11 protein-coding genes and 1 pseudogene are annotated in these 17,970 nt (G+C 60.8%); 6 read left to right on the top strand and 6 right to left on the bottom strand.

The features are described 5' to 3' along the window. The first annotated feature begins 46 nt into the window (after nt 1-46). Nucleotides 47-2,740: a putative bifunctional diguanylate cyclase/phosphodiesterase gene (locus ACWNZ1_RS18635; RefSeq protein WP_135843369.1), complete on the top strand. Its 2,694-nt coding sequence runs from the start codon at nt 47-49 to the stop codon at nt 2,738-2,740. Nucleotides 2,741-2,824: 84 nt separating this feature from the next. After that, complete coding sequence (gene msrA / locus ACWNZ1_RS18630) at nt 2,825-3,472, top strand: peptide-methionine (S)-S-oxide reductase MsrA (protein ID WP_135847936.1); 648 nt, start codon at nt 2,825-2,827, stop codon at nt 3,470-3,472. Between the two features lie 143 nt (nt 3,473-3,615). Here the strand turns inward: msrA and ACWNZ1_RS18625 are convergent, their stop codons facing one another. The 3 genes from ACWNZ1_RS18625 to ACWNZ1_RS18615 all read right to left on the bottom strand — a co-directional run bounded on the left by ACWNZ1_RS18625 (nt 3,616) and on the right by ACWNZ1_RS18615 (nt 7,404). After that, complete coding sequence (locus tag ACWNZ1_RS18625) at nt 3,616-4,455, bottom strand: 23S rRNA (adenine(2030)-N(6))-methyltransferase RlmJ (protein WP_456027799.1); 840 nt, start codon at nt 4,453-4,455, stop codon at nt 3,616-3,618. 166 nt (nt 4,456-4,621) lie between these two features. After that, nucleotides 4,622-5,353, bottom strand: a complete 732-nt coding sequence (locus ACWNZ1_RS18620) for a DUF4123 domain-containing protein (RefSeq protein WP_456027798.1) — start codon at nt 5,351-5,353, stop codon at nt 4,622-4,624. Then, nucleotides 5,350-7,404, bottom strand: a complete 2,055-nt coding sequence (locus tag ACWNZ1_RS18615) for a type VI secretion system Vgr family protein (protein ID WP_456027797.1) — start codon at nt 7,402-7,404, stop codon at nt 5,350-5,352. Before ACWNZ1_RS18615 ends, ACWNZ1_RS18620 begins: the two co-directional genes overlap by 4 nt. A 267-nt stretch (nt 7,405-7,671) precedes the next feature. On the opposite strand from ACWNZ1_RS18615, the gene ACWNZ1_RS18610 reads away from it, so the two are divergent. Then, nucleotides 7,672-8,166, top strand: a complete 495-nt coding sequence (locus ACWNZ1_RS18610) for a DUF2165 family protein (protein WP_135843365.1) — start codon at nt 7,672-7,674, stop codon at nt 8,164-8,166. A 120-nt stretch (nt 8,167-8,286) separates the two neighbouring features. On the opposite strand, the gene putP is transcribed toward ACWNZ1_RS18610, so the two are convergent. After that, nucleotides 8,287-9,771, bottom strand: coding sequence for a sodium/proline symporter PutP (gene putP / locus ACWNZ1_RS18605; RefSeq protein WP_135843364.1), 1,485 nt, complete (start codon nt 9,769-9,771; stop codon nt 8,287-8,289). A 462-nt stretch (nt 9,772-10,233) separates the two neighbouring features. Here putP and putA point away from each other — a divergent pair, with 462 nt between their 5' ends. Together putA and ACWNZ1_RS18595 are read left to right on the top strand one after the other, a co-directional pair. Next, nucleotides 10,234-14,187: a trifunctional transcriptional regulator/proline dehydrogenase/L-glutamate gamma-semialdehyde dehydrogenase gene (putA, locus tag ACWNZ1_RS18600; RefSeq protein ID WP_265072621.1), complete on the top strand. Its 3,954-nt coding sequence runs from the start codon at nt 10,234-10,236 to the stop codon at nt 14,185-14,187. A gap of 241 nt (nt 14,188-14,428) precedes the next feature. Beyond that, a complete protein-coding gene (locus ACWNZ1_RS18595) occupies nt 14,429-16,231 on the top strand; it encodes an acyl-CoA dehydrogenase (protein ID WP_135843361.1) in 1,803 nt (600 codons plus the stop codon). A gap of 219 nt (nt 16,232-16,450) precedes the next feature. Here the strand turns inward: ACWNZ1_RS18595 and ACWNZ1_RS18590 are convergent, their stop codons facing one another. Both ACWNZ1_RS18590 and ACWNZ1_RS18585 read right to left on the bottom strand, forming a co-directional pair. Next, nucleotides 16,451-16,753, bottom strand: coding sequence for a cell division protein ZapA (locus ACWNZ1_RS18590; protein WP_135843360.1), 303 nt, complete (start codon nt 16,751-16,753; stop codon nt 16,451-16,453). After that, a complete protein-coding gene (locus ACWNZ1_RS18585; RefSeq protein ID WP_135843359.1) occupies nt 16,750-16,980 on the bottom strand; it encodes a hypothetical protein in 231 nt (76 codons plus the stop codon). The genes ACWNZ1_RS18590 and ACWNZ1_RS18585 overlap by 4 nt, the downstream gene beginning before the upstream one ends. A gap of 206 nt (nt 16,981-17,186) precedes the next feature. Here ACWNZ1_RS18585 and ACWNZ1_RS18580 point away from each other — a divergent pair. Then, nucleotides 17,187-17,960: pseudogene (locus ACWNZ1_RS18580) on the top strand (MCP four helix bundle domain-containing protein); the annotation flags it as partial. Nucleotides 17,961-17,970: the final 10 nt, after the last annotated feature.

The raw sequence follows: 17,970 nt of genomic DNA, 5'->3' as shown, positions 1-17,970 counted from the left end.
AGGGCGTCAGCCCGGCGCGATCAGCATTTTCGAAGCGAGTTTTCTCATGAAAAGCCAACCCGATGCCGCCAGCCGTATGGCGGCCGAGGTAGTGACGCAGTTACCGGTGCCCTCGCGGCTCGGCATGCTGCGTTTCGAACGGCTGAATGAAGCGAGCTGGGCGCTATTGTTCCTTGACCCCAATTGCGAACGTTACTTCGGCCTGCCGGCAGTAGAGCTCTGCTCGCTGGTCAGCGCACCCTATGCCAGCCTGATGGAACCTGAAGCGCGTTATCAACTGCACGACGCAATCCAGCAACAACTGGCCCAGTCCTCGCATTACCAGATCCGCTATACGCTCCATACCACCAAGGGCCCCATGAGCCTTCTGGAAACGGGTGAAGCCTACAAGCAGCACAATCGCCATCTGTTGCGCGGTTACCTGCTGGTGGTGGACAGCTTGCCGCAAAGCGAACCATCGATACCGGCCCTGGACCTGGAAACCCAGAACTCGCGCCTGCAGATCGCCCTGGAATTGAACCAGCGAGCCCAGCAGGAGCAGCTCCAGCACCTGGACCGGGTGCGTGCCCAACAGGACCTGATCCTGCTGCTGACCCGTCAGCGCTACAGCGCCAACAACTCGCTGCACGAAGCCGCCGAACTCATCACCCGCAGCGCCTGCGATATCTACCAGATCGACTGCGCCAGCATCTGGGACTTGGTGGATAGCAAGCTGGTGCCAATTTCGGCCTTCAGCCGCGGCGCCCAGGACTACTTCCTGCCCGACGTGATCGACGTCACCCAGTATCCCGATTACATGGAAGCGTTGCAGACCTGCCGCGCCATCGACGCCCACAATGCGATGCGCGACCCGCGTACCCGGGAGCTGGCAGAGAGCCTGCGCGCCCGCGACGTCAACGCCATCCTCGACGCCAGCATCCGTATCGACGGCCAGGTGGTCGGCGTACTGTGCCTGGAGCAGGTGGGCGTCACCCGCGCCTGGCAATCGGACGAAATCGCCTTTGCCGGTGAGCTGGCCGACCAGTTCGCCCAGGTCATCAACAACCACAATCGACGAACCGCGACCAGCGCCCTGCACTTGTTCCAACGCGCCGTGGAGCAGAGCGCCAACGCGTTCCTGCTGGTCAATTGCGACGGCGTGGTGGAGTACGTCAACCCGAGCTTCACCGCCATCACCCAATACTCAACCGAAGAAGTCCACGGCCAACGTCTGTCCGAGCTGCCGGCCCTGGAGAACCTCAGCGAACTGCTGTTCGACGCGCCATCGGCCTTGGCCCAGAGCAACAGCTGGCAGGGCGAATTCAAAAGCCGACGCAAGAACCTGGAACCCTACTGGGGCCAACTGTCGATTTCCAAGGTCTACGGCGACAACCGCGAACTGACCCATTACATCGGCATCTACGAAGACATCACCCAGACCAAACTGGCCCAGCAGCGCATCGAGCGCCTGGCCTACACCGACAACCTGACCAACCTGGGCAACCGTCCGGCCTTCATCCGCAACCTAGATGAACGCTTCGCCCGGGACAGTAATTCACCCATCAGCCTGCTGCTGGTGGACATCGACAACTTCAAGCGCATCAACGACAGCCTCGGCCACCAGACCGGCGACAAGCTGCTGATCAGCCTGGCCCGGCGCTTGCGCAACAGCCTGAGCCCCAGCGGCAGCCTCGCGCGGTTCGCCAGTAATGAATTCGCCGTGCTGCTGGACGACACCGATCTGGAAGCCGGGCAGCAGGTCGCCAGCCAATTGCTGATGACCCTCGACAAGCCAATGTTCGTCGACAACCAATTGATCAGCGTGACCGGCTCCGTAGGCCTGGCCTGCGCGCCGCTGCACGGCCGCGACCCGCAGACCCTGATGCGCAACGCCGGGCTTGCCTTGCACAAGGCCAAGGCCAACGGCAAACACCAGGTCCAGGTCTTCACCGAGGCGCTGAACGCCGAGGCCAGCTACAAGCTGTTCGTGGAAAACAACCTGCGTCGTGCCCTGACCCAGAACGAACTGGACGTGTTTTACCAGCCCAAGCTGTGCCTGCGCAGCGGCCGCCTGCTGGGCATGGAGGCGCTGTTGCGCTGGAACCATCCGGAAAAGGGCATGATCCGCCCGGACCAGTTCATCAGCGTGGCCGAAGAAACCGGCCTGATCATCCCCATCGGCAAATGGATCGCCCGCCAGGCCTGCCGCATGAGCAAGCAGTTGACCGCCGCCGGCCTGGGCAACCTGCAAGTGGCGATCAACCTGTCGCCCAAGCAGTTCTCCGACCCGGATCTGGTTGCCTCCATCGCCAGCATCCTCAAGGAAGAACAACTGCCTGCCTGCCTGCTGGAACTGGAGCTGACCGAAGGCCTGCTGCTGGAAGCCACCGAAGACACCCACCTGCAGCTCGATCAGCTCAAGCGCCTGGGCCTGACCCTGGCCATGGACGACTTCGGCACTGGGTATTCATCCCTGAGTTACCTGAAAAAATTCCCGATCGACATCATCAAGATCGATCGCAGCTTTATCCATGAGATCCCGGACAACCAGGACGACATGGAAATCACCTCCGCGGTGATCGCCATGGCCCATAACCTGAAACTCAAAGTCGTGGCCGAAGGCATTGAAACGTCCCAGCAGTTGGCTTTCCTGCGCCGTCATCGCTGCGATGTCGGCCAAGGCTACCTGTTCGACCGACCGATCCCCGGCGCAGAGCTGGTCGAGAAGCTCAGGCGTTACCCGCGCGGGCCGCTCATCTGACGGCAACTTATAGCTCGAACCGGCTTTTCTAAGGCACACTGACGGTCTTATTCACTCAACTCAATCTGACTGAGAGGACTGATGATGGTCTTGCGCTCGGAAATTCTGGTGAACAAAAACGTGCTCCCTACTCAAGAACAAGCTTTGCCTGGCCGCGAAACCCCAATGACCGTGCCGGAAAAACACTTCGTCCACGATGCGCCGCTGCTGGGCCCGTTTGCCATGGACGTGGATTTCGCGATCTTCGGCCTGGGCTGTTTCTGGGGTGCGGAGCGCAAGTTCTGGCAGCGCGAAGGCGTGGTCAGTACGGCGGTGGGTTACGCCGGGGGTTTTACGCCGAACCCGACGTATGAGGAGGTCTGCTCCGGCCTTACCGGCCACAGCGAAGTGGTACTGGTGGTCTACGAACCGGCAAAGGTCAGCTATGAGGAGCTTCTGAAGATGTTCTGGGAACTGCACAACCCGACCCAGGGTATGCGCCAGGGCAATGACATTGGCACCCAATACCGTTCGGTCATCTATGCCACCAACCCGGCACAACTGGCCGCGGCCAAGCACAGCGAGCAAGTATTCCAGGCGGAGTTGACCAAGGCTGGCAAAGGCACCATCACCACCGAAATCGACGAAGCGCCGACGTTCTACTTCGCCGAGGCCTATCACCAGCAATACCTGGCGAAGAACCCTGAAGGCTATTGCGGGATTGGCGGTACGGGCGTGACTTGCCCGATCTGACTCTTTGCCGCTGAAAAGCTTCGCGAGCAAGCCCGCTCCCACATTAGATCTATGTTGACCATAAGAGCGTGGTCAGACACAGAACCATGTGGGAGCGGGCTTGCTCGCGAAGGCGCCCCGTCAGACGGTATCAATGCATCTGATCAGCTTTCAGCAATCAACCAATCCATCTGCCAGCCACCCTGGGTCTGCCCGAGCTTTTTCGACAACCACGGCAGCAGCTCACGCAACTCTTCCTCCAGCCCCCACGGCGGATTGGCAATCGCCAGGCCGGAGCCGTTCAAACTATTGGGTGTGGCCAACGGGTGCACCAGCAACTCCACCCGCAACAGCTTCGGCGCCCCAGTGCCGGCCAGGTCCTGGTAGAAACGGCGCAACATCCGCTGGTCCTTCACCGGGTACCAGATCGCCGCTACCGTCTGGCGCATACGACCAATGGCTTCTTTCAGAGAAGCGGCGCAGCGCTGCATCTCGTCAAGTTGTTCAAAGGGTGGATCGATCAGCATCACCGCTCGTTTCTCCGGCACCGGCAGTAACGCACGCGGGACATGCCAACCTTCGCCCAGATGAACCTTCACCCGACGGTCGCCCTGCATGTTGTCCTTGAGCAGCACGCCGTCTTCGGGGTGTTTCTCATTGAGCAGTACCCGATCCTGCGGCCGGGTCAGGCGCCGCGCCAGCTCCGGTGAACCCGGGTAGTAGCGCAATTGCCCGTCCGGGTTCATCTCGTGCAGCACCTTCATGTAATCGGCAGTCAGCGGTGGCAGATCATCCTGGCCCCACAACCGCGCGATGCCTTCCAGGTATTCACCGGTCCGATTGGCCTGATCGCCCCGCAGGTCATACAGCCCGATGCCCGCGTGGGTATCGAGGTAGGCGAAGGGCTGCTCCTTGCGCGACATCAAGGCAATGAGGCGGGTCAAGGTCAGGTGTTTGAACACATCGGCGTGATTGCCGGCGTGGAAGGCGTGGCGATAGTTCATGGCGGCTCCTGCGAAGGGCGAGGAGTTTACCCTGAAGCGCGTCGAACGTCAGGGGTTCGCAGCCCAGCGGGCACGCCTTGAAAGAAAACCCTTTAAAGGGGTGGAATGAGTTTGTGGCGAGGGGATTTATCCCCTCGCCACAGGTCACCGCCAAGCCCCGTCACAATCAGTCCAGCTCTTGCACCAGATACGCCTGCAATTGCGCCTTTGGCGCCTGGGCCAGCCCGGGGGTCTCGAGGAAGTGTGCGATCTTGCGCCGCAGGATACGCTCGTCGACCCGTTCGAACAGGTACGGATGTTCCTCGCTCAACCATTGCAGCAGGTTATTCAGCAGGCAATCCTTCGAATTCCCACCCCCTGTTTTCAGCAGCACGTCGGGCACTTCCCACCAAGGAAAAGCCCGAGGCGGTCGCCGGGGACTTCCCATCACCTCAAGCGAATGACCGTTGACCAGGCAACGACTGATGACTGGCAAAAGCTGCCCGACGTCGACCGCTGCCGATTGCAGGATCGGTCGCAAAAAGCGCCCATCCCAAAAGCGGAAAAAAACCGGCTTGCCACCGGGTAATAGAACCTGCGTGAGCCCACGCAGATGTTCGGCAAGGGTTTCCTGGCCGGCAGAAGACACGGCCAGCCAGCCCCAATCGTGGGCGTCGGTGGCCGCCACCCAATCAAGAAACTCACTGTCGACAGCGACAAGCCCTACAAAGGGCATGAGCGATTCCCAATCGGCGTAAGGCGTATCGGCCCAGATCGGGCTGGGCGCCGACGTCATCGAGCGCTTCCAGGCCGTCAACGGCGCGGCGGTACTGGCGCTGCTGAGGATAGCGAAAAGCTGCTCGGATGCCTGCAAAGGGTGCCGCTCCAACCAAGCGCGGGGAGATTGATCGGTAGTCATGGACGCCCCTGAATATCAAAAGGCTTGCCAGAGGTCGTCGGCATTGCGCAGACGCCGTTTTTACAACGCTCACACTCCTCGCAAAACGGTGCGTGGCCTTGCAGGCTGAGAATTTGCGCGAGGAAAAGTGGAGCCGCCGCAGCGACAGATTTCTCGGTAAAGCCAGGTGAACCTGGCGCCACGCTCATGGCCGCCATCAGCCCACCACCGACCTTAATGGGGACGCTGCTGAAAATCCCGTCCGCACCAATGTTGATCCAATGCCCGCCGGCCTGGATGGTCGCACTGACGCCACCGTCCAAGACCACTTGCTGCCCCGCACGGACGTGAAAATGCTGGCTGGCGCTGAGGGCCTGGCTGGTCACGCGGATGTGCCGCTCGCCGGCCACCAGCAAGTGGTCGTCCAGCCTGACTTCGGCCTGGCGCCGACCGTGGGTGACGCGTTGTTCATCGGCCTTGAGCTCATGCCGTGCCGTACCGGTGACGACAACGCTGCGCTCGTGATCGACTTGCACCCGCTGGTCATGCAACACATGCTGGGTCCAGTTGCGCTGGGCTCGCAGGTAGATCTCCTCGGCCCCCTTGCGATCTTCGATGCGCAATTCGTTATAACCGCCTCCGCCGGGGCTGCTCTGGCTGCGCCATATGCTGCGGGTCTTGTCCGCCGGCAGATCCAGTGGCAGCGGGTTGGCGCCGTTCGGCAGGCAACCCACCACCAGAGGCTTGTCCACGTCGCCATCGATGAAACCCACCAATACTTCCATACCGACCCGGGGGATCAGCACCGCGCCGTAGCGATCGTGAGCCCAACCGGAAGCCACCCGCAGCCAGCAACTGGAATGTTCGTCACGTTTGCCATCGCGATCCCAGACCAGTTGTACTTTGACCCGGCCGAATTCATCGCAATGGATCTCGCTGTCGACAGGCCCAGTCACCACTGCCGGCTGATAACCGTGGGCCGGCGGTTTTTCGTGGTGCAAGGGGGGACGGAAGAACACCTCCCATGGGGTGGCCAGGAAGGTATTGCTGTAACCCTGGAATTCATCCGGGCTGGCGTCGGCCGTTTCTTCGAGCACTTGCGACTGGCGACCACGGTGGATGACTTCCGTGAGCAGCCACAGATCATTCCACTGCGCCCGGGGGTGCCCATTGATGTGCATGAAATGCCCGCTGACGAATGCGGCCTGATCGCTGCGGCCCTCGGCCAGCCGGTAATCGGCACCATGGCGTTCGAGTGCGCGTCGGGCCAGGTACCGGCCATGTTCGCGGTCGGAGAACTGACCAGGGTAGCGATAGTCCTCCAGCGCCGGTTGCCGCTGATCATTGAGGCTCGTCTGCAACAACAGGCTGGGTTTGCTGAAATCGTAGTCGCGCAGCGTCACACCCGTGGTTCGAGTCTGGAGCCGCACAGCCAGGCGCTTGATCGCCGGTTCGTCAGCCGCCAGGCCGCTGCCCGGCAAATACACTGTCGGCTTGGGCAAACGGGGAAACACCGTCTGGTCATCACCAAACACTAGCAAGTGGCCTTCAGGGCTGTGCTGGAAGTGGTAATGGATGCCGACCTCGGCGCAAATCCGCTCGATGAAGGCCAGATCGCTTTCACCGAACTGCACACAATATTCACGCTCGGGGTATTGCCCGATGAGGCTGAACCGGAAGGCATCGCCCTGGATGCCATGATCCTTCAACACCCGGGCGATGATCGCCGGCACAGTCAGACGCTGGAAAATTCTCCGGTTGATGCGATGACGCAGATAAGCCAGGCGCGGTACCAGGCTGATCTGGTAACGGGTCAGGCGCTTGCCCGAATCCCCTTGGGCCACGCCGTAGACCTGGCCATGTATGCCACGGCCCTGATCATCGAAAGCCAGAAAGGCCTGACGGTGCAGCAGTTCTTCCAGTGCCAGGTCGGGCCGCTCGCTGACCAGCTCCAGATCAAAGCAATAGGGCTGACTGATGGCTTCCTTGCCCTTGAACTCAAGCACCTCGAGTTCATTCGGCCCGCTGTCGAGGGTCAGCGTGAAACGCGGTTGGTTGGCAGGCGCGAACATCCGATGTGCCTCTGCTGAATGAAAGCGAGCGATTCTGCATGAGCCCTATGGCAAGCTGATCGACCGTCATGAAAAACAGATTTGCCTTACACCCAAGGAGATAAAAGCCGCAACAAGCGCTGCGTTTTCCGACAGACATTCCTCGCGTGGCGGCCAACAGAAGTCGTCGCACGAAACAATCAGCAACTTCCTACGAAGTGATAGAACACGGGACTGCAATTGAGCGTGCTAACGTTCTTTCGTCGTAAAAAAGCAAAGGACGCCTCCATGACAACTCGCTACGCCAAAATAGCAATGACCCTGGCGCTCGCCGCATTCGCTGTCCTGACCGTGTTCAATAACCTCACGGACTACAGCTCAAATTTCAATTTCGTCCATCACGTCTTGAGCATGGACACTACTTTCCCCGACAACGCCGCCCGGTATCGGGCCATCGACCAGCCATGGATGTGGCACGGCGCCTACTGGCTGATCATCCTCGGCGAAGCAATGACGGCGGGCTTGCTGGGCTACGGCGCGCTGAAACTGTGGCAGGCCCGCAAGGCCGCGGGCGTGGTGTTCTCACAGGCCAAGCGGTGGACCATCGTCGGTTTGACGATGGGCTTCTTCGTCTGGTTTTTTGGCTTCATGGTGGTCGGTGGCGAATGGTTCCTGATGTGGCAATCAGAGATCTGGAATGGCCAGGACGCCGCCTTCAGGTTCTACATGGCGATACTGGGCGTATTGATCTTCCTCAACCAGCCCGATACCGACATTCATTGAAGATCCAGTGTGGGAGCGGGCTGAGCCCGACAAAAACCACCCAAAAAAACGGCCCGCCTCCATGGGAGACGGGCCGTTTTCTTATTCCGCAAGCGAGCCCTGAAGGCCTCGCTGAAAACCTTACTGGTTCAGACGGAAATCTTTTTCCGCCGCTTCGAAGCGCTGTAACATACCAGCGGTAGGCGCGCCCATCTTGCTGACGAAGTAGATGGCCAGGCTGGCGAAGATGAAGCCTGGGATGATTTCGTACAGGCCCAGCAGCTCGAAGTGCTTCCAGACGATCACAGTGATCGCACCCACCAGGATGCCGGCCAGTGCGCCGTTACGGGTCATGTCTTTCCAGATCACGGAGATCAGGACCACAGGACCGAAGGCGGCACCGAAACCGGCCCAGGCGTAGCTCACCAGGCCCAGTACGCGGTTTTCCGGGTTGGCGGCCAGGGCAATGGCGACCAACGCCACCAGCAGCACCATGGCTCGGCCGACCCAGACCAGTTCCAGCTGCGACGCACTCTTGCGCAGGAAGGTCTTGTAGAAGTCTTCGGTCAGGGCACTGGAGCACACCAGCAGTTGGCAGCTCAAGGTGCTCATCACCGCCGCCAGGATGGCCGACAGCAGTACACCGGCAACCCATGGGTTGAACAGAATCTTGGCCAACTCGATGAATACGCGCTCAGGGTTCTCGGTCACAGGACCGGCCACTTCAGGGTGGGCCGAGAAGTAAGCGATACCGAAGAAGCCCACGGCAACAGTGCCGCCCAGGCAGAGGATCATCCAGGCCATCGAGATACGACGAGCCTTGGCGATCGACTTGACCGAATCAGCCGCCATGAAGCGCGCCAGGATGTGCGGCTGGCCGAAGTAGCCCAGGCCCCAGCCCATCAGCGAGATCACGCCGATGAAAGTGGTGTTTTTCAGCATGTCGAAGGACGAGGGGTCTTTCGCTTCGATGGCCAGGAACGTAGTGTCCACGCCGCCGGTGGCCAGCAGCACGATGATCGGCGTGAGGATCAACGCGAAAATCATCAGGGTGGCTTGTACGGTGTCGGTCCAGCTCACGGCCAGGAAACCACCGACAAAGGTGTAGGCAATGGTCGCTGCCGCACCGGCCCACAGCGCGGTCTCATAGGACATGCCAAAGGTGCTTTCGAACAGACGGGCACCGGCGACGATACCGGAAGCGCAGTAGATGGTGAAGAACACCAGGATCACCACCGCAGAGATGATCCGCAGCAGGCCGCTCTTATCTTCGAAACGGCTGGAGAAGTAGTCCGGCAGCGTCAGCGCATCGCCGTTGTGCTCGGTCTGTACCCGCAGGCGACCGGCCACGAACAACCAGTTCAAATAGGCACCGACGATCAGGCCGATGGCGATCCAGCTTTCCGACAGGCCGGACATGTAGATTGCACCGGGCAACCCCATCAACAACCAACCGCTCATGTCGGAAGCTCCGGCCGACAGTGCAGTCACGACGCTGCCCAGGCTACGACCGCCCAGGATGTAATCGGAAAGGTTATTGGTGGAGCGATAAGCCATCAGGCCGATCAGGACCATGGCTGCGATATAGATCACGAAGGTGATCAAGGTGGGATTACTAACACTCATGAGTTACGCCCTGGCTTTGTTTTTATGTAGCGGTGGCAGTTGAAAGCGCCGACAACACAGATGTTGTAGCGACGATTTGCAGTCCCGCGAATTTATGACTGATGTTTCCCCAGGAAAGCCATCAGCCGATGCCCCTCGGTTTTGGACCGGTTGCACCTTGGCCACGAATGCTATTCAACAAATCAAATAAGGTGCAACCAGTTTCGCTCGATTCAGTTGCACCTGATCGGTTTTATCGTGAAAACAGCGTTTTTTGCTCCCTTTTAGTGCAGTCGACGAGACCCAACTAGAAGCCAAAGCACTAAGGCGGTGCAGCTTTGAGGTAATCCCGTTTACTTCCAGATGAGCTGCTGGGGATTTCGACAAAAAAAGGGTTGCACCCGGTTGCACCTCCTTCGGTGCGCAGCTAATCTTGCCGCCAGCTGATGCCACGCCATACGTGGTAAACATGAGGATAAAAATATGGCTACCACCACCCTTGGGGTCAAACTCGATGACCCGACCCGCGAACGCCTCAAGGCGGCCGCAACCTCGATTGATCGCACGCCTCACTGGCTGATCAAGCAGGCAATTTTCAATTACCTGGAAAAACTCGAGGGTGGTGCAACCCTGACCGAGCTGAACGGTTCAACCCGTGCCGACAGCGATGATGCCGGCGAAGTCCAGGCCGACCACGCCCACCAGTGCTTCCTGGAATTTGCCGAGAGCATCCTGCCGCAATCGGTCCTGCGCGCCTCTATCACCGCCGCTTACCGTCGCCCGGAACCGGAAGTGGTGCCGATGCTGATTGAGCAGGCACGCCTGCCGGCCGCCATGGCTGAAGCCACCAACAAGCTGGCCGCCTCGATTGCCGAGAAACTGCGCAATCAGAAGAGCGCCGGCGGCCGTGCCGGGATTGTTCAGGGGTTGCTGCAGGAGTTTTCCCTGTCGTCCCAGGAAGGCGTAGCGCTGATGTGCCTGGCCGAAGCGCTGCTGCGCATTCCGGACAAAGGTACTCGCGACGCCCTGATCCGCGACAAGATCAGCACCGGCAACTGGCAGCCGCACTTGGGTAACAGCCCGTCGCTGTTCGTCAACGCCGCCACTTGGGGCCTGCTGCTGACCGGCAAACTGGTCGCCACCCATAATGAAGCGGGCCTGACCTCCTCCCTGAGCCGCATCATCGGCAAGAGCGGCGAGCCGATGATCCGCAAGGGCGTCGACATGGCCATGCGCCTGATGGGCGAGCAGTTCGTCACCGGTGAAACCATCGCCGAAGCCCTGGCCAACGCCAGCAAGTTCGAATCCAAGGGTTTCCGCTATTCCTACGACATGTTGGGTGAAGCCGCACTCACCGAACATGACGCCCAGAAGTACCTGGCCTCGTACGAACAAGCCATCCACTCGATCGGCAAAGCGTCCCACGGTCGTGGGATTTATGAAGGCCCGGGCATTTCCATCAAGCTGTCCGCACTGCACCCGCGCTACAGCCGTGCCCAGTACGAACGCGTGATGGAAGAGCTGTACCCGCGCCTGCTGTCGCTGACCCTGTTGGCCAAGCAATACGACATCGGCCTGAACATCGACGCCGAAGAAGCCGACCGCCTCGAGCTGTCCCTGGATCTGCTGGAGCGCCTGTGCTTCGAGCCACAACTGACCGGCTGGAACGGCATCGGTTTCGTGATCCAGGCGTACCAGAAGCGTTGCCCGTACGTGATCGACTACGTCATCGACCTGGCTCGTCGCAGCCGTCATCGCCTGATGATCCGCCTGGTGAAAGGCGCGTACTGGGACAGCGAAATCAAGCGCGCCCAGGTCGAAGGCCTGGAAGGCTATCCGGTCTACACCCGCAAGGTGTACACCGACGTTTCCTACATCGCTTGCGCCCGCAAGTTGCTGTCGGTGCCGGAAGTCATTTACCCGCAGTTCGCTACGCACAACGCCCACACCCTGTCGGCCATTTATCACATTGCCGGTCAGAACTATTACCCAGGTCAGTACGAGTTCCAGTGCCTGCACGGCATGGGTGAACCGCTGTACGAACAGGTTGTAGGCAAGGTTTCCGAAGGCAAGCTGAACCGTCCGTGCCGCGTGTACGCTCCGGTGGGTACTCACGAAACCTTGCTGGCGTACCTCGTACGTCGTCTGCTGGAAAACGGCGCGAACACCTCGTTCGTCAACCGTATCGCCGACCAGTCCATCTCCATCCAGGAGCTGGTGGCCGATCCAGTGGCCAGCATCGAGCAGATGGCGACGCTGGAAGGCGGCTTCGGCCTGCCGCACCCGCGCATTCCGCTGCCACGCGACCTGTACGGCAGCGACCGCGCCAACTCCAGCGGCATCGACCTGGCCAACGAACATCGTTTGGCTTCGCTGTCCTGCGCCCTGCTCGCAACGGCCCATAACGACTGGAAAGCCGTGCCGATGCTCGGTTGCGCCGCCAGCCAGGAAACACCGGCAGCGGTACTGAACCCCTCCGATCACCGTGACGTGGTTGGCCATGTGCAGGAAGCCACGGTCACCGACGTTGATAACGCGATCCAGTGCGCCCTTAACGCCGCGCCGATCTGGCAGGCCACGCCACCGGCCGAGCGCGCCGCAATCCTCGAGCGTGCCGCCGACCTGATGGAAGGCGAGATCCAGCCGTTGATGGGTCTGCTGGCCCGCGAAGCCGGCAAGACCTTCGCCAACGCCATCGCCGAAGTGCGCGAAGCCGTGGACTTCCTGCGCTACTACGCGGTGCAGGCCCGCAACGACTTCACCAACGATGCCCACCGCCCACTGGGTCCGGTGGTCTGTATCAGCCCGTGGAACTTCCCGCTGGCGATTTTCAGCGGCCAGGTCGCCGCCGCCCTGGCCGCCGGTAACCCGGTGCTGGCCAAGCCAGCCGAGCAGACGCCATTGGTGGCCGCTCAAGCTGTACGCCTGTTGCTCGAAGCCGGCATTCCGGAAGGCGTCCTGCAACTGCTGCCGGGCCGTGGCGAAACCGTCGGTGCTCGCCTGGTGGGTGACGAGCGGGTCAAAGGCGTGATGTTCACCGGCTCCACTGAAGTCGCGCGCCTGCTGCAACGCAACATCGCCGGTCGCCTGGACAACCAGGGCCGTCCGATCCCACTGATCGCCGAAACCGGCGGCCAGAACGCGATGATCGTCGACTCCTCGGCGCTGACCGAGCAAGTGGTCATCGACGTGGTGTCCTCGGCCTTCGACAGTGCCGGCCAGCGTTGTTCGGCGTTGCGGGTCCTGTGCCTGCAGGAAGATTCCGCCGACCGCGTCATCGAAATGCTCAAGGGCGCCATGGCTGAGTCGCGCCTCGGCAACCCCGAGCGCCTGTCGGTAGACATCGGTCCGGTAATCGACGCCGAAGCCAAGGCCGGCATCGAGAAGCACATCCAGGCCATGCGCGACAAAGGTCGCACCGTGTACCAGATGGCAATCGCCGACAGCGACGAGTGCAAGCGCGGCACCTTTGTGATGCCAACCCTGATCGAGCTGGAGAGCTTCGACGAACTGCAGCGCGAGATCTTTGGTCCGGTGCTGCACGTGGTGCGCTACAAGCGCAAGGAGCTGGATCAGTTGATCAACCAGATCAACGCCTCCGGCTATGGCCTGACCCTCGGCGTGCATACCCGCATTGACGAGACCATCGCCAAGGTGATCGATAACGTCCACGCCGGTAACGTCTACGTGAACCGCAACATTGTCGGTGCCGTGGTCGGGGTGCAGCCGTTCGGCGGCGAAGGCCTGTCAGGCACTGGCCCCAAGGCCGGTGGTCCGCTGTACCTGTACCGCCTGCTGTCGACCCGTCCGACCGATGCGATCCAGCAATCCTTCGTGCGTGGCGATGCCCTCACTGCGCCGGACCTGCGTTTGCGCGATGCCATGAGCAAGCCGCTGACGGCCCTGCAAGCCTGGGCCGACAGCCAGAAGCTCGCCGAACTGAGTGCCCTGTGCGTGCAGTTCGCCGCCCAATCGCAAAGCGGTATCACCCGGACCCTGACCGGCCCGACCGGCGAACGCAACAGCTACGCCATCCTGCCCCGCGAGCACGTGCTGTGCCTGGCGGACGTGGAAGGCGATCTGCTGACGCAACTGGCGGCCGTGCTGGCCGTAGGTGGCTCGGCCGTATGGCCGGAAACCGACACCAGCAAAGCCTTGTTCGCACGCTTGCCGAAGGACATTCAGGCACGTATCCAGCGGATTTCCGACTGGGCCAAGGACGAAGTGGTGTATGACGCGGTCCTGCACCACGGCGACTCGGATCAACTGCGCAGCGTTTGCCAGCAAGTGGCCAAGCGTGCCGGCGCCATCGTTGGAGTGCACGGTTTATCCCAGGGCGAGACCAACATTGCGCTGGAGCGCCTGGTGATCGAGCGGGCGTTGAGCGTCAACACGGCTGCCGCGGGTGGTAACGCCAGCCTGATGACCATCGGCTAAACCGCTGTAAAGCAGGCACCTGCAATGGGTGCCTGGCCATCGAATCCCTGTGGGAGCGGGCTTGCTCGCGAAAGCGGTGTATCAGTCGCAGTTGCTTCGCCTGACCTACCGCTTTCGCGAGCAAGCCCGCTCCCACATTGGATTAGTGTCGCCCTAACCTCTGCATCACTGCCATCAATCATCCTGTTCAGCCTCTATTCCCACGCCTAGACTCGGCCCATTCCAAAAAAGGTACGCCGCCATGTCCGAGACGCTGCTCAGTTCCCGCAATCTGGCTTTCGAGCTGTATGAAGTCCTTGATGCCGAGGGCCTGACCCAGCGCGAGCGGTTTGCCGAACATAATCGCGAAACCTTCGACGCGGCCATCGGTACGGCCCGTAGCATCGCCGAGAAATTTTTCGCCCCGCACAACCGCAAGAACGATGAAAACGAACCGCGCTACGAGAACGGCCAGGCGATCCTGATTCCGGAAGTGAAGCCGGCGGTGGACGCCTTCCTCGAGGCGGGCTTTCTCAACGCCGCGCGCAGCTTCGACGCTGGCGGCATGCAACTGCCGACGTTGCTGTCCCAAGCCTGTTTCGCGCACTTCCAGTCGGCCAACGCCGCTTCCACCTCTTACCCGTTCCTGACCATGGGCGCGGCGAACCTGATCGAAAGCTTCGGCAGCGAGGAGCAAAAGCAACGCTTCCTGCAACCGATGATCGATGGGCGTTTCTTCGGCACCATGGCCCTGACCGAGCCCCACGCGGGCTCGTCACTGTCGGATATTCGTACCCGTGCAGAACCGGCGCCTGACGGCAGCTATCGACTCAAAGGCAACAAGATCTTCATCTCCGGCGGTGATCATCCGTTGTCGGAAAACATCGTGCACATGGTCCTGGCGAAACTGCCGGACGCGCCGCCGGGGGTGAAGGGCATTTCGCTGTTTATCGTGCCCAAGTTCCTGGTCAATGACGACGGCAGCCTCGGCCAGCGCAACGACGTGCTGCTGGCCGGGCTGTTCCACAAGATGGGCTGGCGTGGCACCACCTCCACGGCGCTGAACTTCGGTGACAACGGCGAGTGTGTCGGTTACCTCGTAGGAAAACCGCACCACGGCCTGAGCTACATGTTCCAGATGATGAACGAAGCGCGGATCGGCGTCGGCATGGGCGCCGTGATGCTGGGCTACGCCGGCTACCTGTATTCTCTGGAGTACGCCCGCGAACGCCCCCAGGGCCGGGTGCCCGACAGCAAGGACCCGACCACCGCTCCCGTGGCGATCATCCAGCACGCCGACGTGCGCCGCATGTTGCTGACCCAGAAGGCCTACGTTGAAGGCTCGTTTGACCTGGGCCTGTACGCGGCGCGGCTGTTCGACGACACCACGACCCTGGAAAGCGAAGCCGAGCGCAGGCGCGCCCATGAACTGTTGGATTTGCTGACCCCCATCGTCAAATCCTGGCCATCGGAGTTTTGCCTGAAGGCCAACGAGCTGGCGATCCAGATTCTCGGCGGCCACGGTTACACCCGTGAATACCCGGTGGAGCAGTATTACCGCGACAACCGTTTGAACCCGATCCACGAAGGCACCCACGGCATCCAGTCCCTGGACCTGTTGGGACGCAAACTGGCGCAAAACGGCGGCGCCGGGCTCAAGCAACTGATCCGCCTGGTGGCCGACACCAGCGAACGCGCCCAGGCGCACGCATCACTGACGCCGCTGCGTCAGCCGTTGGAAGCCCTGGTGGCGCGCCTGCAAACGGTCACCCTGGGCCTGCTGACCGACCTGGGCCAAGGCAAGGTCAACAGCAGCCTCGCCAACTCGGCGTTGTACCTCAAGGTGTTTGGTCACATGGTGATTGGCTGGCGCTGGCTGGAACAGGCGATTCGCGCCGAGGAAGGCTTGGCCAAGGGAAATGCGGCGGACAGCGACTTCTATAAGGGCAAGCTGCAAGCGGCGCGGTATTTCCTGACCTGGGAAGTGCCGGGTTGCCACCATGAGCTGGAACTGCTCGAGGCGCGGGATGATACGTGCCTGGGGATGCGGGATGAGTGGTTCTGATCCAGTTCTTGCGGTGTAGCTCAAATCCAATCGCGAGCAGGCTTGCTCCCACAGTGGATCGGCGGTGAACACAAATTTTGTCACCACCTAATCTACTGTGGGAGCGGGCTTGCGCGCGAAGACGGTGTATCAGCTACAAATATGCTGTCTGACACGCCGCCTTCGCGAGCAAGCCCACTCTCACATTGGATCACCGCCAACCCTTGGCCCTAAAAGGCTTCAAGCCTGCTGGATCGTCTTGGCAATGACATCGACCGTGGCGCTGACTTGCTCTTGATAACGGTCGAGTTCCGCTTTGTGCTGCTTTTGCATTTCAATCTGTTGCGAGCACAGGTTCATCGCCGCCAGCACCAGCAGGCGATCACCGATCAGCGTCGGGTATTTCCTCTTGGTGTCGGCCAGGGCGGCCTTGAGCATCGACGCGGCGTCCAGCAGGGCCTGTTCCTGCCCGGCCGGCGCCTTGATTGAATACTCTTCCCCCAGGATCGAAATGACGGTCACCCCATCGGCACCGTGCTTCATGCGCTGACGGGACCGGTGCTGGCGCGCTCGATCAGGGCCTGGATGCGGGCGGCAGTGGTGCCGTGCAGCTCTTCCTGTTCCATCAGGCTCAGTTGCAGGCTTTCGTTTTCATCCTTGGCCCTGGCAAGTTCCGCGCTCAGGGTTTCATTGAGGCCGGTGAGGTCACGATTCTGTTGCACCAAGTCATTGACCAGTTGCTCCAGTTGACTGAGGGATGTTTCCAACATATTGATTTCCAGGCTTTTTCAAGGGGCGCGTACGATAAAGAAAAGTCACCGCCGATGCCACGATTTACGGGCCGCGGTACTTCGCTCGCGAGCTGTAGAGACTGCGAATGGAGAATCTGGTTCCTACCCTTCGTCGTACCGCAACCGTTGCGCTGCGACAAAAAGCACGCAGCCCCTCAAGACTTTAGTCGTATGACCGATAAGTCATGAACACCCGTCACAGCCCCGCACGGACGCGCCTCATCCCGGTACCTTCCATGTCTCTACGTAATATGAATATCGCGCCGCGGGCGTTCCTCGGGTTTGCCCTGATCGGCGCCCTGATGCTGGCCCTCGGGGTGTTTGCCCTGACCCAGATGGGCAAAATCCGCGAGTCCGGCGAAAACATCGTCGACAACAGCGTGCCCAGCATCAAGGCCCTGGATGAGTTCACCTCGCTGACCCTGCGCCTGCGCGTGCTGTCCTACCGCTTGCTGGTCAACCGCGAACCGGACGTCCAGCAGAAAACCTTCGGCCTGTTCGAACAACGTAACCAGCAGATCCAGGCCGCTCAAAGCACCTATGAAAAACTCATCAGCTCCCCGCAAGAACGGGCCGCCTACGATCAGTACCTTCAATTGCTGAGCCAATACCGTCAGCTCGAAGAACGGATGAAAACCCTTTCGCGCAACAATCAACTCGAGGAATTGCGTGCACTGCTCAACACGGAACTGCTAAGCAATTCCGACGCCATCAACGCCGCGATCAATCGCTTGGTGGAGATCAACAACCAGCAAGCCGAGGCCCTCAATCAGGGTGCGAAGCAACAATATTCAACGGCCTTCAATTGGGTCATCACCCTGCTGGTCATCGCCACCGGCCTGACCCTGCTGTTCGCCTGGTTGCTGACCAACAGCATTACCAAGCCGATCGCCAACGCCCTGGACGCCGCCGAAGAAATCGCCAAGGGCAACCTGACCCGACCGATCATTGTGGATGGCAGCGACGAAG

The organism is Pseudomonas sp. CFBP 5748 (genome assembly GCF_053850495.1).
This window is presented reverse-complemented; position numbering and strand designations above follow the sequence as displayed.